The following is a 24,996-nucleotide window of genomic DNA, read 5'->3' as shown; positions in this document are numbered from 1 at the left end:
CCGGCACTGTCGGTCCCCGGCCGTAGGCTGGATTCGGGGGCCGGAGGCCGACGTGGCCACTGTGGACCGCGGGCCGACGAGGCCACCGCGTCGCGGGTGGTGACCTGACCACTGTGGTCGGAAGGGCAAGATCGTCCTGCGGGTGGCCCGGGACGGGTTAGCCTGCCTGACGTGACCGAAGATCTCCTCGCCCTCGACCGCGCGCACGTCTGGCACCCGTACGGCCCGATGCCAGGGCTCGTCGACCCGCTGGTGGTCGAGTCGGCGTCGGGGGTGCGGCTGCGGCTCGCCGACGGGCGGGAGCTGGTCGACGGCATGTCGTCGTGGTGGGCCGCGATCCACGGGTACCGCAATCCCGTGCTGGACAGGGCACTGGCCGACCAGGCCGGCCGGATGAGCCACGTCATGTTCGGCGGTCTCACCCACGAGCCCGCGGTGCGGCTCGCGACCACGCTGGCGGAGATCACCCCCGGTGAGCTGCGGCACGTGTTCCTGTGCGACTCGGGCTCGGTGTCGGTCGAGGTCGCGGTGAAGATGGCGCTGCAGCACTGGCGGTCGCTGCGCAGGCCGGAGAAGCGGCGGCTGCTGACGTGGCGCGGGGGCTACCACGGCGACACGTTCCACCCGATGAGCGTGTGCGACCCGGACGGCGGGATGCACAGCCTGTGGCGGGGTGTGCTGCCCGCGCAGGTGTTCGCGGACGCGCCGCCGCCCACGTTCGAGCACGACTACGTCGCGCACCTCGCGGAGCTGATCGAGGCCAACGCGGACGAGTTGGCCGCGGTGATCGTGGAGCCGGTGGTGCAGGGTGCGGGCGGCATGCGCTTCCACGACCCGCGCTACCTGCACGTGCTGCGCGAGCTGACGCTGGCACACGACGTGCTGCTGGTCTTCGACGAGATCGCGACCGGCTTCGGGCGCACCGGCACGCTGTTCGCGGCCGACCACGCGGCGGTTGCGCCGGACATCATGTGCGTCGGCAAGGCGCTGACCGGCGGTTACCTCTCGATGGGCGCGACGCTGTGCACCCCCGCGGTGGCGGAGGGCATCTCGCGGGGCGACGTCCCGGTCCTGGCGCACGGCCCGACGTTCATGGGCAACCCGCTCTCGTCGGCGGTGGCGAACGCGTCGGTCGACCTGCTGCTGTCGCAGGACTGGCAGAGGCGGGTCAAGAACATCGAGGCCGGTCTGGTGGAGGGGCTCGCACCGGCGCGGACCCTGCCGGGGGTGCGGGACGTGCGGGTGCTGGGCGCGATCGGCGTCGTGCAGCTCGACCACGAGGTCGACATGGCAGCGGCGACCGCCGCCGTCGTCGCGGAGGGTGTGTGGCTGCGCCCGTTCCGGGACCTGATCTACACGATGCCGCCGTACGTCACCGAACCCGAGGACCTGGCACGGATCACCGCCGGTGTGCTGGCGGCCGCCAGGGCCGCGTGACCGGCGGGGTGGCGCGCGGGTGGCCGCGGGGGAAGACCCCAGGGGCGGTTGAGGTCGCCGTGAGCGGGTGGGTCTAGCCTGACGCCTCGTGGGTTTCATGGTGCTCACGGGAACCGGTACGGGAGTCGGGAAGACGGTCGTGACGGCGGCCGTCGCCGCGCTCGCGCTGTCGCGGCGACGCAGTGTCGCGGTGCTGAAACCGGCGCAGACCGGTCTCGAACCCGGGGAGCCGGGAGACGTCGACGAGGTCACGCGCCTCGTCGGCCCCGAAGTCACGACGTGGGAGCTGGCCCGCTTCCCCGACCCGCTCGCCCCCGCGACGGCCGCGCGCCGCGCCGGGATCATGCCGGTCACCCCCAAGCAGGCCGCCGCGGCCGCCGTCGAGCTGTCCCGCGGCCACGACCTGGTGCTGGTCGAGGGTGCCGGTGGGCTGCTGGTCCGCATGGACGACCAGGGCGGCACCCTCGCCGACGTCGCGTGGTCCGCCGCCGCGCCGGTGCTGATCGTCGCGAACGCCGGACTCGGCACCCTCAACGAGACGGCCATGACCGCCGAGGCGTTGCGCCGCCGCGGCATCGAGTGCGCCGGCGTCGTCGTCGGCTCGTGGCCCGCCGCCCCCGACCTCGCCGCCCGCTGCAACCTCGACGACCTTCCGGTGGTCGCCGACGCGCCGCTCGTCGGCGCCATCCCGGCGGGTGCGAGCACGCTGACCAGGCCGAGGTTCCTCGACATGGCGACCAGGTCGCTCGGCCCGTCGCTGGGCGGCGAGTTCGACGCGAACGGTTTCGCGGCCGAGTACGCCGCCTAGACGATCGATTCCGTGAAGCTCATGTGAAGTGGCTTTGGCGTACGGCCCCGTCATCAGCACGTCTCCCACACCCACGCGGTCGCCCGACGGGGGCTGGGCCGATGCCGTGAAAGGCGCGTTGACGGCACAACAGGTGCCGTCAATGGCACATTCACGGCGTTGAGCGCCGTGAACGGCCCATTGACGGCATCCCGGATGCCGTGAACGCGCCTTTCACAGCACCAAACCCCCGGGCGCTACGCGCCCCGGGCCCGCGAAGCGGCCCCGCACAGCAAGCCCGGCACAAGCAAGCCCGCCAAGCCCCGCGAAGCGGCCCTCTACACACCCCGACGGTGGCGTAAGCCCACCCCAAAGGGGCTCCCTGCCATCCCGTCGACCTGGCGTAGCCCGATCACACCGTGTCAAGGGGGCCAAAACGGCCGAAGCACAACATGCCAAAGCTGGCCCCCCTTGGCGCGGTGTGATAGCCCGCAGGGAGGTCGACGGGATGGCAGGCAGACCCGAACCCAACCGCAGCCGACATGCCCCATGCCACCCCGGAGACCTGCCCGTCCGGCGAGGACAAACCCACCACGCGAACCGCAGCCAACCCACCCGGCCCAAACCGGGCCAGTCCGACCACCGCCCGCCCACCAACCGCACGGAATCGATCATCCAGACGCTGGTCGGTCCACCGACCGAGGCACGTCGGAGGTGACCGCCGCGCCGTGGGGCCAAGGGCACGCTCGTACGCGTGAGATACATCGCGTTGGAGTGTCCGGGGCGTCAGGCAGACTGGGGCGGACCAAAACGCGTCCGACGACGAACATGGAGGCACCGTGACCGCAGCTGCCGAACGGACCGGGACAGAGTCGGTTTCCGACCCGCTGGCCACGGCAAGGGAGCAGGTCCTCGAACGCGGCGTCGGTCTCGGCGAGGAGCAGCTCCTGGAGATCCTCCGGCTCGACGACGACCGCATCCCCGAGTTGCTCGCCCTCGCCCACGAGGTGCGGATGCGCTGGTGCGGGCCCGAGGTCGAGGTCGAGGGCATCGTGAGCCTCAAGACCGGCGGCTGCCCGGAGGACTGTCACTTCTGCTCGCAGTCCGGCCAGTTCCCGTCCCCGGTGCGTTCGGCGTGGCTGGACATCCCCGGTCTGGTGAAGGCGGCACGGGAGACCGCGGCGACCGGCGCCACCGAGTTCTGCATCGTCGCCGCGGTGCGTGGGCCGGACAAGCGGCTGCTGTCGCAGGTGCGGGACGGCATCAAGGCCATCCGCGAGGACGGCAACGACATCCAGATCGCCTGCTCGCTCGGCATGCTCACGCAGGCCCAGGTCGACGAGCTGGTCGAGATGGGTGTGCACCGCTACAACCACAACCTCGAGACCGCCCGTTCGCACTTCCCGAGCGTGGTCACCACGCACTCGTGGGAGGAACGCTGGGAGACGCTGAAGATGGTCCACGCGGCGGGCATGGAGGTGTGCTGCGGCGGCATCATCGGCATGGGGGAGACCGTCGAGCAGCGCGCGGAGTTCGCCGCGCAGCTCGGTGAGCTGGACCCGCACGAGGTCCCGATGAACTTCCTGATCCCGCAGCCCGGCACGCCGTACGAGAACTACGAGATCGTCGAGGGCAAGGACGCGCTGCGCACCATCGCCGCGTTCCGCCTCGCGCTGCCGCGCACGATCCTGCGGTTCGCGGGCGGCCGCGAGCTCACGCTCGGTGACCTCGGTGCCGAGCAGGGCATGCTGGGCGGCATCAACGCGATCATCGTCGGCAACTACCTCACCAACCTCGGCAGGCCGGCACAGCAGGACCTGGACATGCTGGCGGACCTGAAGATGCCGGTGAAGGCACTGAGCGAGCACTTGTGAGCGGAGCTTGCGGAGCGAACCACTGATGTTCTGCGTGCATTGTGGAAGACCCTCTGCCGAGGGAGAACATCCGCGGTGTTCGGGGGCCCAGGCGGCCCTCGACCCGCCGCGTTTCTGCCCGGACTGCGCGCGGCGCATGATCGTGCAGGTGACGCCGTCGGGGTGGTCCGCGCGCTGCAGCCGCCACGGTGAGCGTCTGTCGGCGGACGCTGGGCACTAGACGATCGATTCCGTGAAGATCATGTGAAGTGTCGTCCCGCAGGGGTGGGCCGTGGTGTGAAGGCGCGTTGACGGCACAACGAGTGCCGTGAATGGGCCGTTCAGGGCGCCCAGCGCCCTGAACGCGCCTTTCAGGGCACTGCCACGCCGTCAACGCGCCTTGGCGCCAAAGCCCGGGCGCCACGCGCCCTGGGCCCGCGAAGCGGGCGCCTGCCTGCGCAACCCCGACGGTGGCGCAAGCCCACCCCAAAAGGGGCTCCCTGCCATCCCGTCGACCTGGCGAAGCCCGATCACACCGCGTCAAGGGGGCCAAACACCCGAATCACAACACGCGGAATCGGCCCCCCTTGGCGCGGCGAAGCCACTTCACTTGAGCTTCACTTCTGTGCGAAGGTCTGCACCTGACCAGCGGTTACCTCAGGGGAACGTGACGGCACTCAGCCACGATCCACCTCGGTGTCCGCACCTGCGCCGGGACCGCAACCCAAACATGAAAATCCGGGGAGGCGGACTAGTCTTTGCTGCGGGGCCGTACCGGTCCGCGAGGGACTAGTGGGAGGTTCGGCGTGTCGGAACAACCGGTCGGGGAGCAGGCAGCGCCGCACCGGGGGCCCGAGTACCCGATCTACCCGCCGCCCGAGTACGCCTGGCGCAGGCCGGTGCCGAGGGTCGTGGTCAAGCGTGACCTGCTGCCCGCGGTGAGCGTGCTGTCCACGGTCGCGCTGCTCGGTCTCGCCGTGGGCTGGCTGTGGTCGCGGCTGGCGCCGCCGCAGCGCAAGGTCATCACGCAGGACGGCCAGGCCGCGAACCTCACCGACGAGAGCTATCACCGCTTCGACGCGCTCGTGATCTTCATGCTGCTGTGCTTCGCGGCCGGTGTCGTGGCGGCGGTCGCCGTCTGGTACCTGCGGGAACGGCGGGGTCCGGTGGTCATGGTGGCGGCCACCGCGGGTGGCGCGCTCGGCGGCTGGCTCGCGATGTCGGTCGGCAAGGCGTGGGCGGATGGCCGCTGGCCCGCGCCCGCGACGGTGCAGCCGCTGGACATCGTGTCGGTGCCGCCCCCGATCGAGTCGGCGTGGGCCATCCTGCTGTGGCCGCTGGGGACCGCGCTGGTCTACGGCGTGCTGGCCGCGATGAGCGGCATGGACGACCTGGGCCGCCGCCTGGGCTAGGGTCCCGCGCCGGAAACGCGGCAGCTCTACACCGGACCGACGCTCAGCGGTCCGTGCCCGGGCTCTGTGGGGCGGACGCCGGAAGCGTCAGTTCTCGATCGCCTGGCGGCGCAGGTCCGCGGGGGGAGCGGGGATCGCGTGCAGTGTCGCGAGGATGCCTGCCTCCCGGCTCAGCAGCTGGGTCACCAGGCGCAGCCGGTGCAGTGGCCGGGTTTCCTCGAGGATGTGCTGCCGGTCCTCCAGTGGCAGCAGGCAGTCCGTGGCGAGCAGGTGCGTGAGCGTCGCGACGTCGACGTCCTCGTCGGGCTCGGTCCAGTCATCCTGTTGCCACGCCGCCCGGCAGTAGCGCCGGTACGCCTCTCGTGCCGAGCCGACCAGCGCACCGACCGCGTCGTCGACCCTCCGCTGTCCTGGGATCGTGGTCGGCGCGTCCGGCAGCCACTCCACCGTGCCCATCAGGTACGGCGCGGCTTCGCTGTCCACCGACAACAGCCGGAACCGGCGCTCGCCGAGCGTCACGATGTCGAAGCGGCCGTCCGGCAGCCGTGACGCCTGCCGCAGGATCGCCGCGCACCCGATCGTCTTCAGCTGTTCGAGGCACGTGACCTCGACGTCTGCCGACGGCGCGAGCGCGATCACGCCGAACCGCTTCTCCGGCAGCGTGCCGGTCATCAGGTCGACGGTCAGCTGCCGGTACCGGGGTTCGAAGATGTGCAACGGCAACGTCGACCCCGGCAGCAACACCGTCTGCAGCGGGAACAGCGGCAGCGGCGTCGGCGACGTTGGTTTCGGACCCGTGGGCACGGACCAAGGTTAGGTCGCCGCGCCGCCGCGCGCTTGGTTCGGTGGACGGAGCACCGCGAACGGGTCCGTGACCTCGATGCCCCGTTCGGTGAAGCGGAACAGCGCGGCCGGGCGGCCGCCTGCCCTGCCGGGGGGTGCGGTGTCCCCGGTGGGTTCGAGCAGACCGCGGCGCGACAGCACCCGCTGCAGGTTCGTCGCCGAGACGCGGTACCCGAGCGCCGCCGAGTACAGCGCTCGCAGCGCGGAGATCGTGAACGTCGGCGGGGCCAGTGCGAAACCCAGGTTCGTGTACGACAGCTTCGCCCGCAGCCGGTCCCGTGCTCGACGCACGATCGACTCGTGGTCGAACGCGGTGCGGGGGAGCGCGGCGACGGGGTGCCAGGCCGTGTCCGAGGGCAGCACCGGGTCGACGTCGGATGGCACCAGCCCGAGGAACGCCGACGCGATCACCCGCTCGCCAGGCACCCGGTCCGGCGCGCTGAACACCGCGAGCTGCTCGACGTGCGACAACTGCCGGACGTCGACCTTCTCCTCCAGCTGGCGGCGGATCGAGGTCTCCACGTCCTCGGTAGCGCCGAGCCGCCCGCCCGGTAGTGACCAACGGTGCGCGTGTGGTTCCCGAGCGCGTTCCCAGAGCAGGACTTGGAGTGATCCCGCTCGCACCTGGAGCACCGCGGCCAGTACTTCGTGGTCGGCCACTGTTGACGCGGTGGTAACATTGCGCATGTTTTCGATCCTAAGGCGAAAACCTCGGGAGAGGAAACGGACAGGCGGACCGTAGCCCAGGGAGGGACCAGTGGCCGCACCAATCACCGAAGACCTGACGCCGTACTCCGGGGTGGCCCCCGACGCGGCGTGGCGCGACGAGGTGCGCGGGCTCGCGAAGGAACGCGACGCCGTGCTGCTCGCGCACAACTACCAGCTGCCGGAGATCCAGGACATCGCCGACCACACCGGCGACTCGCTCGCGCTGAGCCGCATCGCGGCGGCCAGTGACGCGGCCACGATCGTCTTCTGCGGTGTCCACTTCATGGCCGAGACCGCGAAGATCCTCGCGCCGGAGAAGACCGTTCTCATCCCGGACGAACGGGCGGGCTGCTCGCTCGCCGACTCCATCGACGCCGCCCAGCTGCGCGCGTGGAAGGCCGAGCACCCCGGTGCCGTCGTGGTGTCGTACGTGAACACGACCGCCGAGGTGAAGGCCGAGACCGACATCTGCTGCACGTCGTCCAACGCCGTCGACGTGGTCCGCTCGATCCCCGCCGACCGGGAGGTCCTGTTCCTGCCGGACCAGTTCCTCGGCGCGCACGTCAAGCGGGAGACCGGCCGCGACAACCTGCACATCTGGGCGGGGGAGTGCCACGTCCACGCGGGCATCAACGGCCCGCAGCTGGCCGAGCGGGCCGCCGCGAACCCCGACGCCGACCTGTTCATCCACCCCGAGTGCGGCTGCGCCACCTCGGCGCTCTACCTCGCGGGCGAGGGCATCGTGCCCAGTGAGCAGGTCAAGATCCTCTCCACCGGCGACATGGTGACGCAGGCCCGCGCCACCAAGGCGAAGTCGGTGCTGGTGGCGACCGAGATCGGCATGCTGCACCAGCTGCGCCGCGCCGCCCCGGAGATCGAGTTCAACGCCGTGAACGACCGCGCGTCCTGCCGGTACATGAAGATGATCACCCCCGCCGCCCTGCTCCGCTCGCTGCGGGAGAACAAGGACGAGGTGCACGTGGCCGCCGAGACCGCGGCCAGGGCGCGGGGCGCCGTGCAGCGGATGATCGAGATCGGCAAGCCCGGTGGTGGCGAGTGACCTCGCCGTGCTGGGAGGCACGCGCGGACCTCGTGGTCGTCGGCACCGGGGTCGCCGGGCTCACCGCCGCGCTGCGCGCCCGTGAGCTGGGCCTGAACGTCCTGGTCGTCACGAAGGACACCGCGGAGGGCGGCAACACCCGCTGGGCGCAGGGCGGGGTCGCGGTCGTGCTCGGCGACATCGAGGCCGACTCGGTCGCGCGGCACGTCGACGACACGCTCGTCGCGGGCGTCGGGCTGTGTGACGCCGCCGCCACGTCACGGATCATCGGCGCGGGCCCCGCCGCGGTCGCCCGGCTGCGGGCGTTCGGCGCGGAGTTCGACCGGGCCGTCGGGGACGGTGACCGGCTCGCGCGGACCCGCGAGGGCGGGCACACCGCGTTCCGCGTGGTGCACGCGGGCGGCGACGCGACCGGCGCCGAGGTCGAGCGGGCACTGCTCGCCGCCTCCGGGGACGGGCGCGTGCCGATGCTGGAGCACCACACGGCGGTCGACACGCTGCGCACCCCGGCAGGTGAGGTCAACGGGCTGCTGGTGCTCGACGCCGAGGGCGTGCCGGGCATCCTGGTGGCACCCGCGGTCCTGCTCGCCACCGGCGGGCTCGGGCAGCTGTACCAGGCCACGTCCAACCCGTCCGTGGCGACCGCGGACGGGTTCGCGATCGCGCTGCGCTCCGGCGCGCCGGTCGCGGACCTGGAGTTCGTGCAGTTCCACCCGACCGTGCTGTACACCGGTTCCGGTGCGCGGGGGCGGTGCCCGCTCGTGACCGAGGCCGTGCGCGGCGAGGGTGCCGTGCTGGTCGACGCGCGCGGGGACCGCGTGATGGTCGGGGTGCACCCGCAGGAGGACCTGGCGCCCAGGGACGTGGTGTCCGCGGCGATCACCCGCCGCGCGGCCACGCTCGGCGACGACCACGTGTACCTGGACGCGACGCACCTGTCCGCCGCGGAGTTCCGGCGCCGGTTCCCGACCGTGCTGGCCGCGTGCCTCACCGTCGGCGTCGACCCGGCCACCGCACCGATCCCGGTGGCCCCTGCCGCGCACTTCTCGTGCGGTGGCGTGGTGGCCACTGTGGACGGACGGACCCCGGTGCCCGGCCTGTACGCGGCGGGCGAGGTGGCGCGGACCGGTCTGCACGGCGCGAACCGGCTGGCGTCCAACAGCTTGCTGGAGGGACTGGTCGTCGGCACCCGTGCCGCGGAGTCCGTCGCGGCCGACCTCGCGCTCGGGGTGCCGCAGGAGCGGCGCCTCGCGGTGTGCCAGCCGGTGCCGACCGCGCCCGTCGCCGACCGGGACACGCTGCAGCGCGTCATGAGCCGCTACGCCGCGATCGGCCGGGACTCCGAAGGGCTCGCGGTCGTCGGCTCGGTGCTCGACGTGTCCGCTGTGGACCGTCCACTGACGACCCGGGAACGTGTCGAGGACGCGGCGCTGACGCTCACGGCGCGGGCGCTGATCGCCGCGGCCGCCGCCCGCGAGGAGTCCCGCGGCTGTCACGTGCGGGACGACTTCCCCGGCACCGCAACGGAATGGGCGCGCAGCCTTTCGGTGCGCCTGACCCCGTCGGGTCAGCCGATGATCGCGGCACCGGCGATGGCGAGAGGAGCGGCATGATCGACATGGACGACCTCCACCGCGTGGTGCGGACCGCGCTGGAGGAGGACCTGCGGTACGGCCCGGACGCGACCACCGAGGCGACGGTGCCCGCGGACGCGGTCGCCACGGCGGCGATCGCCCCGCGCGCGTTCGGCACCGTCGCGGGGCTGCCTGCCGTGCTGGCGGTCTTCGACGAGGTCATCGGCGACTACGACGTGCTGTCCACGATGGAGGACGGCGCGCAGGTCCGGCCCGGCGACGACGTGCTCGTGGTGCGCGCCCCGGTCCGCAGGCTGCTCACCGCCGAGCGCACCGCACTGAACCTGTTGTGCCACCTGTCCGGCGTGGCGACCGCGACGGCCGAGTGGGTCGACGCGGTCGCGGGCACCGGCGTCGCCATCCGCGACTCCCGCAAGACACTGCCCGGCCTGCGGCTGCTGGAGAAGTACGCGGTCCGCTGCGGCGGCGGCGTCAACCACCGCCTCGGCCTCGGCGACGCGGTCCTCATCAAGGACAACCACGTGGCCGCGGCGGGCTCGGTGGCCGCGGCGCTGCGTGCCGCGCGGGACCGGGCCCCGGACCTGCCGTGCGAGGTGGAGGTGGACAGCCTCGACCAGCTCGACGAGGCCCTCGCGGAGAAGGCGGAACTGGTGCTGCTGGACAACTTCACGCCTGAGCACTGCGTGACCGCGGTCCGGCGGGTGGCCGACCTCGGCGCGGGGACGAAACTGGAGGTGTCGGGCGGCCTGAAGATCGCCGACGCCCGCGTCTACGCGGAGACCGGTGTCGACTACCTGTCGGTCGGCGCGCTGACGCACTCGGCAAAGGCGCTGGACCTGGGCCTGGACCTGCGCTGAAGCCGGCGGGCCCGTGCTCGGGCTTGCCGCCGGCCCCCGGTTTCCAGTCTCCCACGAGGCACCGACGATCCCCGGTCGCACGCCCGGAACCATCCACAGCCGCCGCGGTTGTCCACAGCAGCGCCGCGACGGCCCGGAATCGTCGGTCCCCTCGCCTACACCGGTGACCGGGGGCCGGAGGCCGCCGGTGCGCACGTCAGCCGGACAGCGCCCGCAGATCCTCGAGTCCCCGCAACAGGTCCGCACCTCTCGGCGCCGCGGCCGGGTCGAGCAGCCACTGCATGGCCAGGCCGTCGCACACCGCCATCATCCAGCTCGCCACCGCGGCGCAGCGCGGGTCCTCCGGCGCCACGGACAGGGCGTCGGCCACGATTCGGCTCGCCAGCGTGCGCACGTTCCGGTACGTCCCGGCCAGTTGCTCGCGCAGCTCCGGGTCGCGGTCGGCCTGCGCCATCGCCTCCACGAACGACACCAGCAGCGCCCGCCGCCCGCCGACGTGTTCGAGGAACGCCGCCCACATCCGGTGCGTGCGTTCGACCGGCGACGCGTCCGGGGCCGCCAGCGCGATCTCCGCGAGCTGCCGCGCCCACTCCTCGAACAGCTCGCCGAGCGCGGCGTTCAGCAACCCGGCCTTCGACCCGAAGTGGTAGCCGATCGAGGCCAGGTTCGTGCCGGATGCGGCGACGAGGTCACGCGCGGTGATGTGCGCGTATCCCTTGTCCTCCAGCAGTTGCCGCGCCGCGGCGAGCAGCTGTTCCCGATGGCCCACCGGTCGATCGTACTTGTGAGCCGATCTATACGCGCGTATAAAACTGGGCATGGCCACGGTCGAGGCAACACCGGGAACCGCCCTGCCGCCCGGGTCCACCCTGCCGTCGCTCGTGCAGACGATCCTGTTCCTCGCGTTCCGCCGCCAGGTCCACGCGCGCTGGCGCCGCCGCTACGGCGAGGTGTTCACCACCCGCGTGGCCGGTGACCGCACGATCGTCACGCTGAGCCGCCCCGAGCACATCCGGCAGGTCTTCGCGGGCGCGCCGACGGTCTTCCACGCCGGTGAGGGCAACGGGATCCTCGCGCCGGTCATGGGCGAGCACTCGTTGCTCACCACCGACGAGGACGAGCACCTGCGGGCCCGCAAGCTGCTGATGCCCGCGTTCAACGGCGCCGCACTGCGCGGCTACCGCGACCTCATGACCGAACTGGCCGTGGCCAACGTCGAGCGCTGGCCCGAGGGCACGCCGTTCGCCGTGCACCCGCGCATGAACGCGGTGACCCTGGAGATCATCCTGCGCGTCGTGTTCGGCATGTCCGAGGGCCCGCGCCTCGCGGAGCTGCGGCCCCGGCTGCGCCGCATCTCCGACATCGGCCCGCTCACCGTGCTCGGCTGGAGCTACCCGAAGCTGCGCCGGTACGGCTTCTGGAAACGCAACTGGGACAACCTGCACGCCGCCGACCGCCTGCTGTACGCCGAGATCGCCGACCGCCGCGCCGCCGGTGACCTGTCGGAACGCGACGACGTGCTGTCCCGCCTGCTCACCGCGGCGGGCGACGAGCTGTCCGACGTCGAGCTGCGCGACCAGATGATCACCCTGCTGCTGGCGGGCCACGAGACCACCGCGACCGCGCTCGCCTGGTCGTTCCACGAACTGTCCCGGCGGCCGGACATCCAGCGCCGCGCGCAACAGGCGGCGGACGACGGCGACGACGGCTACCTGGAGGCCGTGGCGAAGGAGGCCATGCGCCGCCGCCCGGTGATCCAGAACGTGGCCCGCATGCTGACCGAACCGGTCGAGCTGGCCGGCTACCGACTGCCCGCCGGCACGGTGGTCGCACCGAGCATCTCCCTCGTCCACCGCGACGCGACCCTCCACGAGGAGCCGAAGGACTTCCGCCCGGACCGCTTCCTCGGCAGAACGCCGGAAGCCGGCACGTGGATCCCGTTCGGTGGCGGCGTGCGCCGCTGCATCGGCGCGGGTTTCTCGCTGCAGGAGGCGGGCGCGGTCCTGAAGGAAGCCCTGACCCGCTACGACATCCGCGCGGCGAGCGGCCACGAGGAGTTCCCGAAACCCCGCAACATCACCCTGGTTCCGTCCAGGGGTGCCCGGATCGTGGTCACCCCGCGCTAGGTCGTCGTGTGCTGGTCGCGTCGTTTTGGTCGGGTGCGTTGCGGTTGGCGTTGGTGGTTTGTCCTCGCCGGACGGGCAGGTCTCCGGGGTGGCGGAGGGGGAGGTCGGCTGCGGTTGGGTTCGGGTCTGCCTGCCATCCCGTCGACCTCCCCTGCGGGCTATCACACCGCGCCAAGGGGGGCCAGCTTTGGCATGTTGTGCTTCGGCCGTTTTGGCCCCCTTGACACGGTGTGATCGGGCTATGCCAGGTCGACGGGATGGCAGGGAGCCCCTTTGGGGTGGGCTTGCGCCACCGTCGGGGTGTGTAGAGGGCCGCTTCGCGGGGCTTGGCGGGCTTGCTTGTGCCGGGCTTGCTGTGCGGGGCCGCTTCGCGGGCCCGGGGCGCGTAGCGCCCGGGGGTTTGGTGCTGTGAAAGGCGCGTTGACGGCATCCGGGATGCCGTCAATGGGCCGTTCACGGCGCTCAACGCCGTGAATGTGCCATTGACGGCACCGGTTGTGCCGTCAACGCGCCTTTCACGGCATCGGCCCAGCCCCCGTCGGGCGACCGCGTGGGTGTGGGAGACGTGCTGATGACGGGGCCGTACGCCAAAGCCACTTCACATGAGCTTCACGGAATCAATCGTCTAGATTCTGCGGTTCGCCAGCACCGGGATGTTCTCGCGGGTCTTCGCGACCAGGTCCAGGTCGAGGTCCACCACGAGCAGCTCGGGGTCCGCGCCGAGTGACGCGAACACCGACCCGTCCGGCGCGGCGACGAGGCTGTGCCCGATCCCGGTCGGCGCCTTCGACGCCACCCCGGGGTCGGCCTGCCCGCACGCCACCACCCAGCACGTCGAGTCCAGTGCCCGCGCCCGCACCAGCAGCTCCCACTGCTCCCTCTTGCCGGGCCCGGCGCCCCACGACGCGCCCAGCAGCACCACGGCGGCGCCCCTGTCCGCGAGCCCGGTGAACACCCCGGGGAACCGCACGTCGTAACACGTCGCCAGCCCCAGGTCACCGAGCACCACCAGCTCGTCACCCGGCGCGACGGTGCGCGACTCCTGGAAGCCGAACGCGTCGTACAGGTGGACCTTGTCGTAGCCCACATGCCGGTCGCGGCCTGTGGCCAGCAGCGTGTTGAACACCCGCCCGTCCGGCGCCGGGGTGAACATGCCGGCCACCACGAGCACGTCGTGCTCGGCCGCGATGGCGCGCACCGCCGACGCCCACGGCCCGTCGAGCCGCTCCGCCAGCGGGCCCAGTGACGTGCCGAAACACGCCATCGTGGCCTCCGGGAACAGGACCACCGAGGCACCGTCCGCCGCCGCGGCCTTCACCTGTGCCGCCACCAGGTCCAGGTTCGACGACGGCGACGGCGATGATGTGATCTGGCTCAACGCGACACGCACGGCAACACCTCCAGGCGCGAGAATGCGTAATCCCTCCACGCGAGGATATGTCGCCCGGCTAGGGTCGGGCCTCGTGCCTCACAAGTCGCGTCTTCTGGTGCCGTTGCTCGCGGCCGCGCTCGTGGGCGCCTGCACGGGTGACCCGGCGCCACCGGCCTCCGGCGACCCGGACGGCACGTCGATGGTGATCGCCGTCGCCGACGAGCCCGCCGACGTGCACCCGCTGTCCGGGTACGCCGAGAACGGCGCCGCGAAGCTGTTCGACGGGCTCGTCGAGCACCAGAGCGATCGGTCGCTGCGGCCCGCGCTCGCGGTCGACCTGCCCGAGCCCGCGCCCGACGGTCGCTCGTGGACGGTCCGCCTCCGGGGAGAGGTGACGTTCGCCGACGGCACACCGTTCGAGGCGGAGGACGTCGTGGCCACCTACCGCGCCGTGCTCGACCCGGCACGAAAGTCACCGGTGCGCCAACGGTTCTCGATGCTCAAGAGCGTCACCGCGGTCAACGCGTCGACCGTGCGGTTCGACCTGACCGCGCCGTACGCGCCGTTCCCCGCGCTGCTCGTGCTCGGCATCGTGTCCAGTGAGTCGGTCGGCACACCGGAACCGGTGGGCACCGGGCCGTACCGCCTGGAGTCGTGGGCACGTGGTGAGCGGATGGTGCTGACCGCCAACACCTCGTACTGGAACGACCCGCCCGCCGTCGAGAAGGTCACCGTCGAGTTCATCCCCGACGACGACGCGCGCGCGGCCCGGCTGCGGGACGGCAAACTCGACGGCGCCGCGCTGCCGCCGCCGCTGGCCGCCGGGTTCGAGGACGTCGACGGCCTGCTGGTCGCCTACCACAGCGCCGCCGACGTGCGGGCCGTCGTGCTGCCCACCGGCAACCCGGTCACCGGCGACCCCGCCCTGCGGGTCGCGCTCAACCACGCGGTGAACCGCAAGAACATGGTCGACGACGCGGTCGCGACGAAGGCACGGGCCGCGCACACCCCGATGCCGCACGTGCTCGCCGAGTTCGTCGACCCGGACGCCACCTACGAGTTCGACCTGACCAGCGCGCTCGACGCGCTGTCGGCGGGCGGCTGGGTGCCGGGGGAGGCCGGGGTGCGGACGAAGAACGGTGTGCCCGCGTCGTTCACGCTGCACTACCCGGCGGGCGACACGGTGTCCGAGGCGCTGGCGCGGTCGTTCGCGGCCGACGCGCGCGCGGTCGGCGTCGAGGTGACACCCGAGCCCGCGGCCACCGCCCAGACCGGCCCGTCCGTGGTGGCATTCGGCGACCCGTTCGACCCGGACCCGGAGCTGTACCCGCTGGTGCACAGCGGTTCCGCGCTCGGCGGGTACGTCAACGACACGGTCGACGAGGCCCTCGACACCGGCAGGACGGCAACGGACCCCGCACAGCGCGCGACGGCCTACCGCAAGTTCCAGCGGTCGTGGGTGACCGCACCTGGCATGGTGGTACTGGTGGCGCCGAACCACACCTACGTCATGCGGGAGAGCTGGGAGGGCTACCAGCCGGTCGTCGACGCGGCGCACTCGGACTTCACGTGGGGGGCATGGTGGAACCTCGAGGACTGGAAGCCAAGGTGATCGACCTCGACGCGGTGCGGGCCGACACCCCCGGCAGCCACCGGGGCGTGTTCCTCGACAGCGCGGGCTCGTCGCTGCCGCCCGTGCAGGTGCTGGACGAGGTGGTGAACCACCTGCGCCGCGAGGCCGAGGTGGGCGGCTACCGCGCCGCGGCCGAACGCGAGGACGACCTGGAAGCGGGCTACGAGGTGCTGGCGCGGGCACTGGGCTGCGACGCGGACGAGGTCGCGTTCACCGACAGCGCGACCCGCTCGTGGCTGACCGCGTTCGACGCGATCCCGCTGGCCCCCGGCGACCGCGTCCTGTCGACCGAGGTGGAGTACGCGGGCAACGCCGTCCCGCTGCTGCGCAGGGCGGCAGAGGCGGGCGCGACGGTGGAACCGGTCCCGTCCGACGAGTCTGGCGCCGTGGACGTCGCGGCACTGCGGGCCATGCTGGACGACCGCGTCCGCCTGGTGTCACTGGTCCACGTCCCGACCAACGGCGGCCTGGTGAACCCGGCCGCGGCGGTCGTCGAGGCCGCGCACGAGGCGGGTGCGCTGGTGCTGCTGGACGCGTGCCAGTCGGCGGGCCAGGTCGACCTGGCGGGCGTGGCCGCGGACATCGTCACGGGCACGGGCCGCAAGTGGCTGCGCGGTCCACGCGGCACCGGGTTCCTCGCGGTGCGCAAGGAGGTTCGCGACCGCCTGCGGCCACGACAGGTCGACCTGCACAGCGGCACGTGGGAGGCCCCGGACCGGTTCTCACTGCGTTCCGACGCGCGCGTGTTCGAGCTGTGGGAGTCGAGCGTCGCGGACCGCCTCGGCCTGATCGCCGCGGTCCGGTACGCACTGGACCTGGGGCTGGCGAACATCGAGACCGCGGTCCGCGCGGGGGCGGAGTACCTGCGCGCGGGGTTGGCAGGACTGCCGGGCGTGACGGTCCACGACCTCGGTACGCAGCGGTGCGGCCTGGTCACGTTCACCGTCGACGGCGTCGCCCCGGCAACGGTCCGCGACCGGCTGCGGGACCGGCACATCACGGTGACCCTGTCGGGAACGACCTCGACCCAGTACGACATGACCCGCCGCGGCCTGGACGTGATCGTCCGCGCGTCCCCGCACTACTTCATCACCCGAACCCAGTTGGACGAGACCATCGCGGCGGTCGCCGACCTCACCTGACCCTGACAGGTGACGGTGGCCCGGCGGCTGCGTCGCCGGGCCACCGCGGAACCAGCGGTCAGGTCGCGTTCGACAGCAGGATGTCGACCGCGCCGTCGTTGCGGGTCGTCTGCGGGGCGATGTCCTCGTCCGGCGGGTAGAAGCCCTCGACGCCGCCGCCCGAGGGGTACATCTCGAAGCAGTACGAGAGCACCTTGTGCTGTCCCCACATCCAGTCCGTGATGTCACCGTCGGTGATGTAGAGCCCGGACGACTGATCCGGCGTGTAACCGTTCGAGGCAGCCATCTCCTCGCCGACCGACGTGAAGCGGTCGTACTCCTCCTGCGTCATGCCCTCGGTCACCGTGTCGTGGGTGAACCCGAACGGCCACAGCACCAGCTCGGAGTACGTGTGGAAGTCGATGTGCCCCTTGATCTGCTGCACGCCGCCGACCACCCGCGAGTCCACGAAGGACTGAACGGCCCGCACCTCCGGCGCGGAGGCCGCCGACGGGCCGCGGTAGGTCTCCGCGGACGGCGAGCCGGACGACCCGCCGCAGCAACCCCACTTGTACGAGAAGTTCCGGTTGAGGTCCGTGCCGACGGTGCCGTCGTCGCCTGGCTGCCGGTTCTTGCGCCAGCCCTGGTACTCGCCGCCCGAGATGTCGAACTCGGCGCCGTCCGGGTTCTGCGAAGGGACGACCCAGATCTCCTTGGCGTCCACGTTCGCCGTGACCCCGTCGTCGGTCCCGTAGCCGGACGTGAACCGGTCCACGATGTGCAGGCACATCTCCGTGGTCAGGTGCTCGCGCGCGTGCATGTTGCACGTGAACAGCACCTCGGGCTCGTCCTCGTCGGCCGCCGCGTTGTCGCTGATCTTGATCACCGGGAGGTCGCGGCCCTCGTACGTGCTGCCGATGCTCGACACCGCCGTGATCGCCGGGTGCGCCGACGCCGCCGACCGCAGCGCGGCCACCATCTCCTCGTACGTGTGGTACCCCTCGTCACCCGCGGGGAAGTCGGCGGCGCGCGCCACCCCGCCGCCGCGCGCGTCGAGCATCGCCGCCCAGTCGCCCAGCAGCGACACGGTGAACCCCTGGGCCCGGAGCGCGGCCGCCTGCGCCGGGCCGGCCACGACCTCCATCGCGCCCTCGCGGACCCCGAGCACGTCGACGCCCGTGCGGGAGACGTCGGTCCGCTCGACGGCGGTGTCCGCGCCCCGCACCTGGTACAGGCCCTGACCGGGCACCTGTTCCTCGGCCGCCCCGGCCTGCCAGCCGGTGACCAGCACCAGGACGGCCGCCGTGACGCCGGCGCCCGCCCCGAGCACGCGACGTGTGATGTGCATGTTCGCCTCCCCGAAGGCTGTTGTGATGCTCGCCCGAGCCTCCGGCGGGCACCACGTGGCGACAACCCGTCATTGGTCGGAAACGGTGCGTCAGGATTGGATCATCCGACGAAGGTAGTGGGCCGATCGGGTGCACCGCCGACCGCTTAGGCTGGTGGCGTACACACCCCCGCACCAGGAGAGGAACCCGATGCTGAGCCGCACCGACCTGCGTGGTCGAGTCCCGTCCCCGGCCGAGCTGCGCACGCTGCTGCCGCGCGCCGATGTGGACGTGGACGCGGTGCTGCATCAGGTCCGCCCCCTGGTCGAGGCCGTCCGCGACCGCGGTGCCGAGGCCGCCATCGAGCTGTCCGAGCGCTTCGACGGCGTCCGCCCGGCAGCCGTCCGCGTCCCCGCCCGCGAGCTGACCTCGGGGCTGGCCTACCTCGAGGCCCCCGTCCGCGAGGCGCTCGAGGAGACCATCGACCGCGCCCGCCGCGTGCACGCCGACCAGCGCCGCACCGACGTGACCACCCAGGTCGTGCCCGGTGGCACGGTCACCGAGCGGTGGGTCCCGGTCCGCAGGGTCGGCCTGTACGCGCCGGGTGGCCTGGCCGTCTACCCGTCGAGCGTGGTCATGAACGTGGTGCCCGCGCAGACCGCTGGCGTCGAGTCGCTGGTGGTCTGCTCACCCCCGCAGGCCGAGTTCGGCGGCCTCCCGCACCCGACGATCCTCGCCGCCGCCGAGCTGCTCGGCGTGACCGAGGTGTGGGCCGTCGGGGGAGCGCAGGCGGTCGCGCTGCTGGCCTACGGCGGCACCGACACCGACGGCACGCCGCTGGACCCGGTCGACATGGTCACCGGCCCTGGCAACGTCTACCTCACCGCCGCGAAGCGCCTGCTCCGCGGCCTGATCGGGATCGACTCCGAGGCGGGCCCGACCGAGATCGCGATCCTCGCCGACGACACCGCCGACCCGGTGCACGTGGCCGCCGACCTGATCAGCCAGGCCGAGCACGACACGCTCGCCGCGAGCGTGCTGGTCACCCCGTCACCGGAGCTGGCCGACGCGGTCGACGCCGAGCTGGCCCGCCAGGTCAAGACCACCAAGCACACCGACCGGATCACGACGGCGCTGCAGGGCGCGCAGTCCGGCTGCGTCCTGGTGTCCGATGTGGACGCCGGACTGTCCGTCGTGGACGCGTACGCCGCCGAGCACCTGGAGATCCAGACGGTCGACGCCGCCGAGGTGGCGGCCAGGGTCCGTGCGGCGGGCGCGATCTTCGTCGGCGCGCACAGCCCGGTCTCGCTCGGCGACTACTGCGCGGGCTCGAACCACGTGCTGCCCACCGGTGGCTGCGCGCGGCACTCGTCGGGCCTTTCGGTGCAGACCTTCCTGCGCGGCATCCACGTCGTCGACTACTCGGCCGACGCACTGAGGTCGGTGGCGGACAAGGTGGTCGCGCTCGCGAACGCGGAGGACCTGCCCGCGCACGGCCAGGCGGTCACGGCCCGTTTCGGAGGCCGGGATGAATGACGCCATCGGGTCGTCCGTCCAGTTGGGAGACCTGCCGCTGCGTGCCGACCTGCGTGGTGCCAGTCCGTACGGCGCGCCACAGCTGGACGTCGAGTTCCGGCTCAACACCAACGAGAACCCGTACCCGCCGCCGCCCGCGCTGGTCGCGGACGTGACGCGGGCGGTGGCGGCGGCAGCCGAGGACTTGCACCGCTACCCGGACCGGGACGCGGTCGAGCTGCGGACCGACCTGGCCGCGTACCTGTCCACGGCGACCGGTGTGCCGCTGACGACCGCGAACCTGTGGGCCGCCAACGGTTCCAACGAGGTGCTGCAGCAGATCCTGCAGGCCTTCGGCGGTCCCGGCCGCACGGCGCTGGGGTTCGAGCCGTCGTACTCGATGCACCCGATCATCGCCGCGGGCACCCGCACGGAGTGGACGCCGACCCCGCGCCGCGCCGACTTCACACTGGACGCCGAGGCCGCCGCGAAGGTGCTCGCCGACCGCGCGCCGCACGTCGCGTTCGTGACCAGCCCGAACAACCCGACCGGCGGCTCCATCCCGCTGGCCGGGCTGCGTGCGCTGATCGAGGCGGCACCGGGTCTCGTCGTCGTCGACGAGGCGTACGCCGAGTTCTCGTCGCAGCCCAGCGCGGTCACCCTGCTGGCCGACTACCCGGCGAAACTGATCGTGTCCCGCACGATGAGCAAGGCGTTCGCGTTCGCCGGTGGCCGCCTCGGCTACCTCGCGGCCGCGCCGGCGATGGTCGACGCGCTGCTGCTGGTGCGCCTGCCCTACCACCTGTCGGTGCTCACCCAGGCCGCCGCGCGGGCCGCGCTGCGGCACGCGGACGAGACCCTCGCGTCGGTGCACAAGCTGGCCGTCGAACGCGATCGTGTCATGGACTCGTTGCGCGGCCTGGGTTTCACGGTCGTCCCGAGCGACGCCAACTTCGTCCTCTTCGGACAGTTCGAGGACGCGGCCGCGACGTGGCGGGCCTACCTCGACCACGGGGTGCTCATCCGGGACGTCGGCATCCCCGGTCACCTGCGGGTGACCATCGGCACCCCGGCCGAGAACGACGCGTTCCTGGCCGCGAGCAAGGAGATCAGGTGAACCGGATCGGCCGCGTCGAGCGGACCACCAAGGAGTCGTCGGTGGTCGTGGAGATCGACCTCGACGGTGCGGGCAAGGTGGACGTGTCCACCGGTGTCCCGTTCTACGACCACATGCTGACGGCGTTCGGCGCCCATGGCATGTTCGACCTGACGGTGCACGCCAAGGGCGACATCGAGATCGACGCCCACCACACCGTCGAGGACGTGGCCATCGTGCTCGGCGAGGCGTTCGGCAAGGCGCTGGGCGACAAGCGCGGCATCCGCCGCTTCGGCGACGCGTGGATCCCGATGGACGAGACCCTGGCCCACGCCGCGGTCGACGTGTCCGGTCGCCCGTACTGCGTCCTGACCGGCGAGCCGGAGATGATGACGGGCTTCGTGGTCGGCAACAACTACCCCACGGTGCTCAACCGGCACGTGTTCGAGTCGCTGGCCTTCCACGCGCGCATCGCACTGCACGTCCGCGTCATCCACGGCCGCGACCCGCACCACATCACCGAGGCCCAGTACAAGGCGGTGGCGCGGGCCCTGCGCGCGGCGTCGGAGTCCGACCCGAGACAGCAGGGCATCCCGAGCACCAAGGGCACGCTCTAGCGAACTACGCTTCCGCGACATGTCCAAGGAAGTCATCGTCATCGGCCTGCTCGCGGTAGCCGGGTTCCTCGTCGGCGGCGTCTACTCGACGTACAAGACCGCGAAGGTCCTCGCGATGCTCCTCGGCGTGTGCGCGGTACTGGCCGTCGGCGGCGCGATCGTCTGGATGTCCTCCTGACGGACTGATTCCGCCAAGGTCATGTGAAGTGGCTTGGCGTACGGACCCGTCATCTGGGCCGATGCCGTGGAAGGCGTGTTCACGGCACAACGAGTGCCGTCAATGGGCCGTTCAGGGCGCCCAGCGCCCTGAACGCGCCTTTCAGGGCATTACCACGCCGTCAGCGCGCCTTTCACGGCACCAACCGCAGCCAGCACACCCGACCGATACCGACGCGACCAGCACACGACGACCGACCGCCCACTCACACCGACTTCACGGAATCAATCATCTAGAGCACCCGGGCCAGCTCGGCTCGCAAGGTCCGCACGGCGTCGTCGGCGGTCAGGAACCCCGAGGTCAGGTACGCGCTGAGCCCGGTGCACAGCGCGAGCAGCGCCGTGGCGGTACGTGCCGGCTCGGGGACCGCGAGCTCCGCGAGCAACCCGGCGAGCATCGGCTGCAACTCGTCCGGTCCGGCCGCCTGCGGCTGCGCGGCGAGCACCGGATCGGTGAACGCGAGTGCCGCGTAGGCCGCGTGCACGCGGTACAGGTCGGTGCCGGCCTCGTCGGTCGGCAGCACCGACTCGAGCAGTGCCCGCACCCGCGCCCGGGGTTCGGATGGCAGCCCGGCGAACCGCGCGGTGATCAACGCCCGCACATGCACCAGTCCACCGAGCAGCAGGTCCGCCTTGGTGGGGAAGTAGTACTGCACGAGGTTCACCGACACCCCGGCCTCGGCGGCCACCTCGCGAAAACCGCACTGGTGCAGTCCCCGCACCCGCGCACACCGCACGAGCGCGGCTGCCATCTCCCGTTTGCGGACCTCGTGGTCGACACGTTTCGGCACTCGATCATCGTACCGCTGTACTATGAAAACATGACCGACAGGAAACCCCGCGGCATGTCGGCCGAGAACTGGGTCGAACACCAGATCCGCATGGCGCAGGAACGCGGCGAGATGGACAACCTCCCCGGCGCGGGCAAACCCCTCCCGAAACGCCAGGGCGGCGCACTCGAGTGGGTGGCGCAGAAACTGCGCGAGGAGAACCACGACACGTCGGTGCTGCTGCCACCGTCGCTGGCGCTGCCGAAGGAGGTGGCCGCACTCCCGGCCCGCCTGGCAAGGATCCGCAGGGAACAAGAGGTCCGGGACATCGTGGCCGACCTCAACAGGCGCATCATGGACGTCCACCGCCAACCCCCGGTCGGCCCGCCACTGCGCCTGGGTCCACTGGACGTGGACGAGGTGGTCCGCGAGTGGCGCGAGTCGTCCACCGGCCCGGACCGCACCGCCTGAAACCGTCGGCCCCCACGGCTGGGGGCGCCCGGCCTCAGATCCCGCCTTCGCTGGCCGCCTTGAGCCGCGGCGCGCCCGGCCCGTAGTCCGCCAGCAGGTCGTCCTTGTTGATGAGGTGGCAGGACTTCAACGACAGGCACCCGCACCCGATGCAGGCCGTCAACCGGTCCCGCAGCCGCTGCATCGCGTCGATCCGCGCGTCCAGTTCACCCCGCCACACGTGCGACAGCCGCGACCAGTCCGCCTTCGTCGGCGTGCGTCCCTCCGGCAGCGTGCCGAGCGCGTCGCGGATCTCCTCCAGGCTCAGCCCCACCCGCTGCGCGGTCCGGATGAACGCCAGCCGGCGCAGCACCGCCCGCGGATATTTTCGCTGGTTGCCTGCCGTGCGCTCGGACGAGATGAGCCCCCGCTCCTCGTAGAACCGCAGCGCGGTGTGCGGCACACCACTACGCCGCGAGACCTCGCCGATCGTCAGGTGGTCGGGCAGTTTCGGCACAAGATTCACACTACCGGGGACCTCCACCTAAGCCGAAGTCCTTGACTTCCAGCGCACTCGAGGTCGCATGCTCGGTGGCATGACGACCACACTCGACCTCGCCACCCTGTTCCGGCGGATGACCGGCGACGAGAAGCACGAATGGGCCGCTGCGTCCACTTTGGACATACTCTGGGTGCTCTACGACCGGGTGCTGAACATCTCCCCGGACACCGTGGACCACCCCGACCGCGACCGCTTCCTCCTCTCCAAGGGGCACGGCCCGATGGCGTTCTACGCCGTCCTCGCCGCCAAGGGCTTCCTCGACCCGGCCGTCCTCGACGGCTGGACCACCTTCGACTCCCCGCTCGGCCAGCACCCCGACCGCGTGCTGGTGCCCGGCGCCGAGATCGGCAGCGGCTCGCTCGGCCACGGGCTCGGCCTCGGCGTCGGTACCGCGCTCGGCCTGCGTGCGCAGAACCGGACCGCGCCGAGAGTGTTCGTCCTCGTCGGCGACGGCGAGTTGGACGAGGGGAGCAACCACGAGGCCATCGCGCTCGCGGGCCGCCTGGACGTCGCCAACCTCACCGCCATCGCCGTCGACAACGGTTCCGCGAGCCATGGCTGGCCCGGTGGCATCGCGCGGCGGTTCGCGGTCGAGGGCTGGCACGCGACCACAGTGGACGGCCGCGACCACGACGCGCTGTACACCGCGCTCACCGCGCGGCACGACGGCCCGAACGCCGTCGTGGCGACGATCAGGGAGGCATGAGCAATGCGCGAGACCTTTGTGGACACCGTGACCACCGCCCTCGACCACGACCCGAGGATCGCCGTCGTCACGGCCGACATCTCCCGCGACGCGTTCACGCCCGCTCGCGCCCGGCACCCGCACCGTGTGCTCAACGTCGGCATCCGCGAGCAGGCCATGGTCGGCGTCGCGGGGGGACTGGCGCTCACCGGCCTGCGCCCGGTCGTGCACAGCTACACGCCGTTCCTCGTCGAGCGCCCGTTCGAGCAGATCAAGCTCGACCTCGGCCACCAGGACGTCGGCGCCGTCCTCGTCAGCATCGGCGCCTCCTACGACGACCCGGTGTGGGGCCGCACCCACCAGGCGCCCGGCGACGTCGCGCTGCTCGACACGCTGCCGGGCTGGACCGTGCACGTCCCCGGACACCCGGAGGAGGTCGCCGCGCTCCTGCCTGGTGCGCTGGCCGGTGAGGGGCGTGTCTACCTGCGGCTTTCGACCAGGCAGAACGCGACCGCACACCCGGCGACCGGCCGGTTCACGCTGGTGCGGGAGGGGAGTCGCGGCACCGTGGTCGCCGTCGGCCCGACGCTCGACAACGTGCTCGCCGCGACGGAAGGCCAGGACGTCACCGTCCTGTACGCCTCGACCATCCGCCCGTTCGACCACCGCGGCCTGCGTGCCGCGGGCCACACCGACGTCGTGCTCGTCGAGCCGTACCTCGCGGGGACGTCCGCGCACGAGGTCGCGATCGCGTTCGACGACGTCGCGCACCGGTTGCGCGCGATCGGCGTCCGCCGCGACCGGGAGGTCCGCGCGTACGGCACGGCCGAGGACCACGACGTCGTCCACGGTCTCGACGTGCCGGGAATCGCGAGGACCGTTCGCGAATTCCTCCGATGAATCGGTGACCTGCGGCTAACGTGGTCTAGACCAGAAAGCGAATCTCCCGTAGC

25 protein-coding genes are annotated in these 24,996 nt (G+C 71.8%); 18 read left to right on the top strand and 7 right to left on the bottom strand.

Features of this window, described 5'->3' with window-relative positions:
* Positions 1-171 precede the first annotated feature (171 nt).
* The 5 genes from ACFPCV_RS22180 (at position 172) to ACFPCV_RS22165 (ending at position 5,489) form a co-directional block, all read left to right on the top strand.
* The gene (locus ACFPCV_RS22180; protein ID WP_378058203.1) at positions 172-1,437 is read left to right on the top strand and encodes an adenosylmethionine--8-amino-7-oxononanoate transaminase; all 1,266 of its coding nucleotides are present in this window, start codon (positions 172-174) and stop codon (positions 1,435-1,437) included.
* A gap of 88 nt (positions 1,438-1,525) precedes the next feature.
* Positions 1,526-2,245, top strand: coding sequence for a dethiobiotin synthase (bioD, locus tag ACFPCV_RS22175; protein ID WP_378058202.1), 720 nt, complete (start codon positions 1,526-1,528; stop codon positions 2,243-2,245).
* A gap of 818 nt (positions 2,246-3,063) precedes the next feature.
* On the top strand, positions 3,064-4,098 hold the full coding sequence (bioB, locus tag ACFPCV_RS22170) for a biotin synthase BioB (RefSeq protein ID WP_378058201.1): 1,035 nt from the start codon (positions 3,064-3,066) through the stop codon (positions 4,096-4,098).
* A 25-nt stretch (positions 4,099-4,123) separates the two neighbouring features.
* Positions 4,124-4,318 carry a biotin synthase auxiliary protein BsaP gene (bsaP, locus tag ACFPCV_RS39025; RefSeq protein ID WP_465251570.1) on the top strand — a complete coding sequence of 65 codons (195 nt, stop codon included), beginning with the start codon at positions 4,124-4,126 and terminating at the stop codon, positions 4,316-4,318.
* 565 nt (positions 4,319-4,883) lie between these two features.
* Positions 4,884-5,489 (top strand): DUF2567 domain-containing protein, encoded by a 606-nt coding sequence (locus ACFPCV_RS22165; protein ID WP_378058200.1) that lies wholly within the window; start codon positions 4,884-4,886, stop codon positions 5,487-5,489.
* Between the two features lie 87 nt (positions 5,490-5,576).
* On the opposite strand, the gene ACFPCV_RS22160 is transcribed toward ACFPCV_RS22165, so the two are convergent.
* Both ACFPCV_RS22160 and ACFPCV_RS22155 read right to left on the bottom strand, forming a co-directional pair.
* Complete coding sequence (locus ACFPCV_RS22160; protein WP_378058199.1) at positions 5,577-6,293, bottom strand: LON peptidase substrate-binding domain-containing protein; 717 nt, start codon at positions 6,291-6,293, stop codon at positions 5,577-5,579.
* Between the two features lie 9 nt (positions 6,294-6,302).
* On the bottom strand, positions 6,303-7,019 hold the full coding sequence (locus ACFPCV_RS22155; RefSeq protein WP_378058198.1) for an NUDIX hydrolase: 717 nt from the start codon (positions 7,017-7,019) through the stop codon (positions 6,303-6,305).
* 70 nt (positions 7,020-7,089) lie between these two features.
* Here ACFPCV_RS22155 and nadA point away from each other — a divergent pair, with 70 nt between their 5' ends.
* Genes nadA through nadC form a run of 3 tightly spaced genes read left to right on the top strand, consistent with a single transcriptional unit; the run spans position 7,090 to position 10,552 of the window.
* The gene (nadA, locus tag ACFPCV_RS22150; RefSeq protein WP_378058197.1) at positions 7,090-8,100 is read left to right on the top strand and encodes a quinolinate synthase NadA; all 1,011 of its coding nucleotides are present in this window, start codon (positions 7,090-7,092) and stop codon (positions 8,098-8,100) included.
* Entirely contained in the window at positions 8,097-9,713 is a 1,617-nt protein-coding gene (locus ACFPCV_RS22145) for an L-aspartate oxidase (RefSeq protein ID WP_378058196.1), read from the top strand. The genes nadA and ACFPCV_RS22145 overlap by 4 nt, the downstream gene beginning before the upstream one ends.
* On the top strand, positions 9,710-10,552 hold the full coding sequence (gene nadC, locus ACFPCV_RS22140; RefSeq protein WP_378058195.1) for a carboxylating nicotinate-nucleotide diphosphorylase: 843 nt from the start codon (positions 9,710-9,712) through the stop codon (positions 10,550-10,552). Before ACFPCV_RS22145 ends, nadC begins: the two co-directional genes overlap by 4 nt.
* Positions 10,553-10,748: 196 nt before the next feature.
* Here the strand turns inward: nadC and ACFPCV_RS22135 are convergent, their stop codons facing one another.
* A complete protein-coding gene (locus tag ACFPCV_RS22135; protein WP_378058194.1) occupies positions 10,749-11,321 on the bottom strand; it encodes a TetR/AcrR family transcriptional regulator in 573 nt (190 codons plus the stop codon).
* A 49-nt stretch (positions 11,322-11,370) separates the two neighbouring features.
* On the opposite strand from ACFPCV_RS22135, the gene ACFPCV_RS22130 reads away from it, so the two are divergent.
* Positions 11,371-12,678, top strand: a complete 1,308-nt coding sequence (locus ACFPCV_RS22130; RefSeq protein ID WP_378058193.1) for a cytochrome P450 — start codon at positions 11,371-11,373, stop codon at positions 12,676-12,678.
* A gap of 625 nt (positions 12,679-13,303) precedes the next feature.
* Here ACFPCV_RS22130 and ACFPCV_RS22125 read toward each other — a convergent pair.
* The gene (locus ACFPCV_RS22125; RefSeq protein ID WP_378058192.1) at positions 13,304-14,068 is read right to left on the bottom strand and encodes a carbon-nitrogen hydrolase family protein; all 765 of its coding nucleotides are present in this window, start codon (positions 14,066-14,068) and stop codon (positions 13,304-13,306) included.
* A gap of 73 nt (positions 14,069-14,141) precedes the next feature.
* Here ACFPCV_RS22125 and ACFPCV_RS22120 point away from each other — a divergent pair, with 73 nt between their 5' ends.
* Complete coding sequence (locus ACFPCV_RS22120; RefSeq protein WP_378058191.1) at positions 14,142-15,662, top strand: ABC transporter substrate-binding protein; 1,521 nt, start codon at positions 14,142-14,144, stop codon at positions 15,660-15,662.
* Complete coding sequence (locus ACFPCV_RS22115; RefSeq protein ID WP_378058190.1) at positions 15,629-16,825, top strand: aminotransferase class V-fold PLP-dependent enzyme; 1,197 nt, start codon at positions 15,629-15,631, stop codon at positions 16,823-16,825. Before ACFPCV_RS22120 ends, ACFPCV_RS22115 begins: the two co-directional genes overlap by 34 nt.
* 58 nt (positions 16,826-16,883) lie before the next feature.
* On the opposite strand, the gene ACFPCV_RS22110 is transcribed toward ACFPCV_RS22115, so the two are convergent.
* On the bottom strand, positions 16,884-18,152 hold the full coding sequence (locus ACFPCV_RS22110; RefSeq protein ID WP_378058189.1) for a M14 family metallopeptidase: 1,269 nt from the start codon (positions 18,150-18,152) through the stop codon (positions 16,884-16,886).
* A 190-nt stretch (positions 18,153-18,342) separates the two neighbouring features.
* On the opposite strand from ACFPCV_RS22110, the gene hisD reads away from it, so the two are divergent.
* Genes hisD through ACFPCV_RS22090 form a run of 4 tightly spaced genes read left to right on the top strand, consistent with a single transcriptional unit; the run spans position 18,343 to position 21,538 of the window.
* Positions 18,343-19,668, top strand: coding sequence for a histidinol dehydrogenase (gene hisD / locus ACFPCV_RS22105; protein ID WP_378058188.1), 1,326 nt, complete (start codon positions 18,343-18,345; stop codon positions 19,666-19,668).
* Entirely contained in the window at positions 19,661-20,764 is a 1,104-nt protein-coding gene (locus tag ACFPCV_RS22100; protein WP_378058187.1) for a histidinol-phosphate transaminase, read from the top strand. The genes hisD and ACFPCV_RS22100 overlap by 8 nt, the downstream gene beginning before the upstream one ends.
* Entirely contained in the window at positions 20,761-21,360 is a 600-nt protein-coding gene (gene hisB, locus ACFPCV_RS22095; RefSeq protein WP_378058186.1) for an imidazoleglycerol-phosphate dehydratase HisB, read from the top strand. The genes ACFPCV_RS22100 and hisB overlap by 4 nt, the downstream gene beginning before the upstream one ends.
* Positions 21,361-21,379: 19 nt before the next feature.
* Positions 21,380-21,538: a hypothetical protein gene (locus ACFPCV_RS22090; protein WP_378058185.1), complete on the top strand. Its 159-nt coding sequence runs from the start codon at positions 21,380-21,382 to the stop codon at positions 21,536-21,538.
* 271 nt (positions 21,539-21,809) lie between these two features.
* On the opposite strand, the gene ACFPCV_RS22085 is transcribed toward ACFPCV_RS22090, so the two are convergent.
* Positions 21,810-22,367 (bottom strand): TetR/AcrR family transcriptional regulator, encoded by a 558-nt coding sequence (locus ACFPCV_RS22085; RefSeq protein WP_378058183.1) that lies wholly within the window; start codon positions 22,365-22,367, stop codon positions 21,810-21,812.
* A gap of 30 nt (positions 22,368-22,397) precedes the next feature.
* Between ACFPCV_RS22085 and ACFPCV_RS22080 the strand changes: the two genes are divergently transcribed.
* Complete coding sequence (locus ACFPCV_RS22080) at positions 22,398-22,817, top strand: DnaJ family domain-containing protein (protein ID WP_378058182.1); 420 nt, start codon at positions 22,398-22,400, stop codon at positions 22,815-22,817.
* 34 nt (positions 22,818-22,851) lie between these two features.
* On the opposite strand, the gene soxR is transcribed toward ACFPCV_RS22080, so the two are convergent.
* Positions 22,852-23,313 carry a redox-sensitive transcriptional activator SoxR gene (soxR, locus tag ACFPCV_RS22075; RefSeq protein WP_378058181.1) on the bottom strand — a complete coding sequence of 154 codons (462 nt, stop codon included), beginning with the start codon at positions 23,311-23,313 and terminating at the stop codon, positions 22,852-22,854.
* A 79-nt stretch (positions 23,314-23,392) separates the two neighbouring features.
* On the opposite strand from soxR, the gene ACFPCV_RS22070 reads away from it, so the two are divergent.
* Both ACFPCV_RS22070 and ACFPCV_RS22065 read left to right on the top strand, forming a co-directional pair.
* Positions 23,393-24,064, top strand: a complete 672-nt coding sequence (locus ACFPCV_RS22070; protein WP_378058180.1) for a transketolase — start codon at positions 23,393-23,395, stop codon at positions 24,062-24,064.
* Positions 24,065-24,067: 3 nt separating this feature from the next.
* Entirely contained in the window at positions 24,068-24,943 is an 876-nt protein-coding gene (locus ACFPCV_RS22065; protein ID WP_378058179.1) for a transketolase family protein, read from the top strand.
* Positions 24,944-24,996: the final 53 nt, after the last annotated feature.

The sequence above is a fragment of the Actinophytocola glycyrrhizae genome (assembly GCF_042653545.1).
Lineage (GTDB): Bacteria > Actinomycetota > Actinomycetes > Mycobacteriales > Pseudonocardiaceae > Actinophytocola > Actinophytocola glycyrrhizae.
This window is presented reverse-complemented; position numbering and strand designations above follow the sequence as displayed.

Coding starts and splice junctions, on each gene's coding strand:
- bsaP (WP_465251570.1), top strand. CDS start 4,124: ATGTTCTGCGTGCATTGTGGAAGACCCTCTGCCGAGGGAGAACATCCG.
- ACFPCV_RS22155 (WP_378058198.1), bottom strand. CDS start 7,019: ATGCGCAATGTTACCACCGCGTCAACAGTGGCCGACCACGAAGTACTG.
- nadC (WP_378058195.1), top strand. CDS start 9,710: ATGATCGACATGGACGACCTCCACCGCGTGGTGCGGACCGCGCTGGAG.
- ACFPCV_RS22130 (WP_378058193.1), top strand. CDS start 11,371: ATGGCCACGGTCGAGGCAACACCGGGAACCGCCCTGCCGCCCGGGTCC.
- ACFPCV_RS22115 (WP_378058190.1), top strand. CDS start 15,629: ATGGTGGAACCTCGAGGACTGGAAGCCAAGGTGATCGACCTCGACGCG.
- ACFPCV_RS22110 (WP_378058189.1), bottom strand. CDS start 18,152: ATGCACATCACACGTCGCGTGCTCGGGGCGGGCGCCGGCGTCACGGCG.
- hisD (WP_378058188.1), top strand. CDS start 18,343: ATGCTGAGCCGCACCGACCTGCGTGGTCGAGTCCCGTCCCCGGCCGAG.
- ACFPCV_RS22100 (WP_378058187.1), top strand. CDS start 19,661: ATGAATGACGCCATCGGGTCGTCCGTCCAGTTGGGAGACCTGCCGCTG.
- ACFPCV_RS22090 (WP_378058185.1), top strand. CDS start 21,380: ATGTCCAAGGAAGTCATCGTCATCGGCCTGCTCGCGGTAGCCGGGTTC.
- ACFPCV_RS22080 (WP_378058182.1), top strand. CDS start 22,398: ATGACCGACAGGAAACCCCGCGGCATGTCGGCCGAGAACTGGGTCGAA.
- ACFPCV_RS22070 (WP_378058180.1), top strand. CDS start 23,393: ATGACGACCACACTCGACCTCGCCACCCTGTTCCGGCGGATGACCGGC.
- ACFPCV_RS22065 (WP_378058179.1), top strand. CDS start 24,068: ATGCGCGAGACCTTTGTGGACACCGTGACCACCGCCCTCGACCACGAC.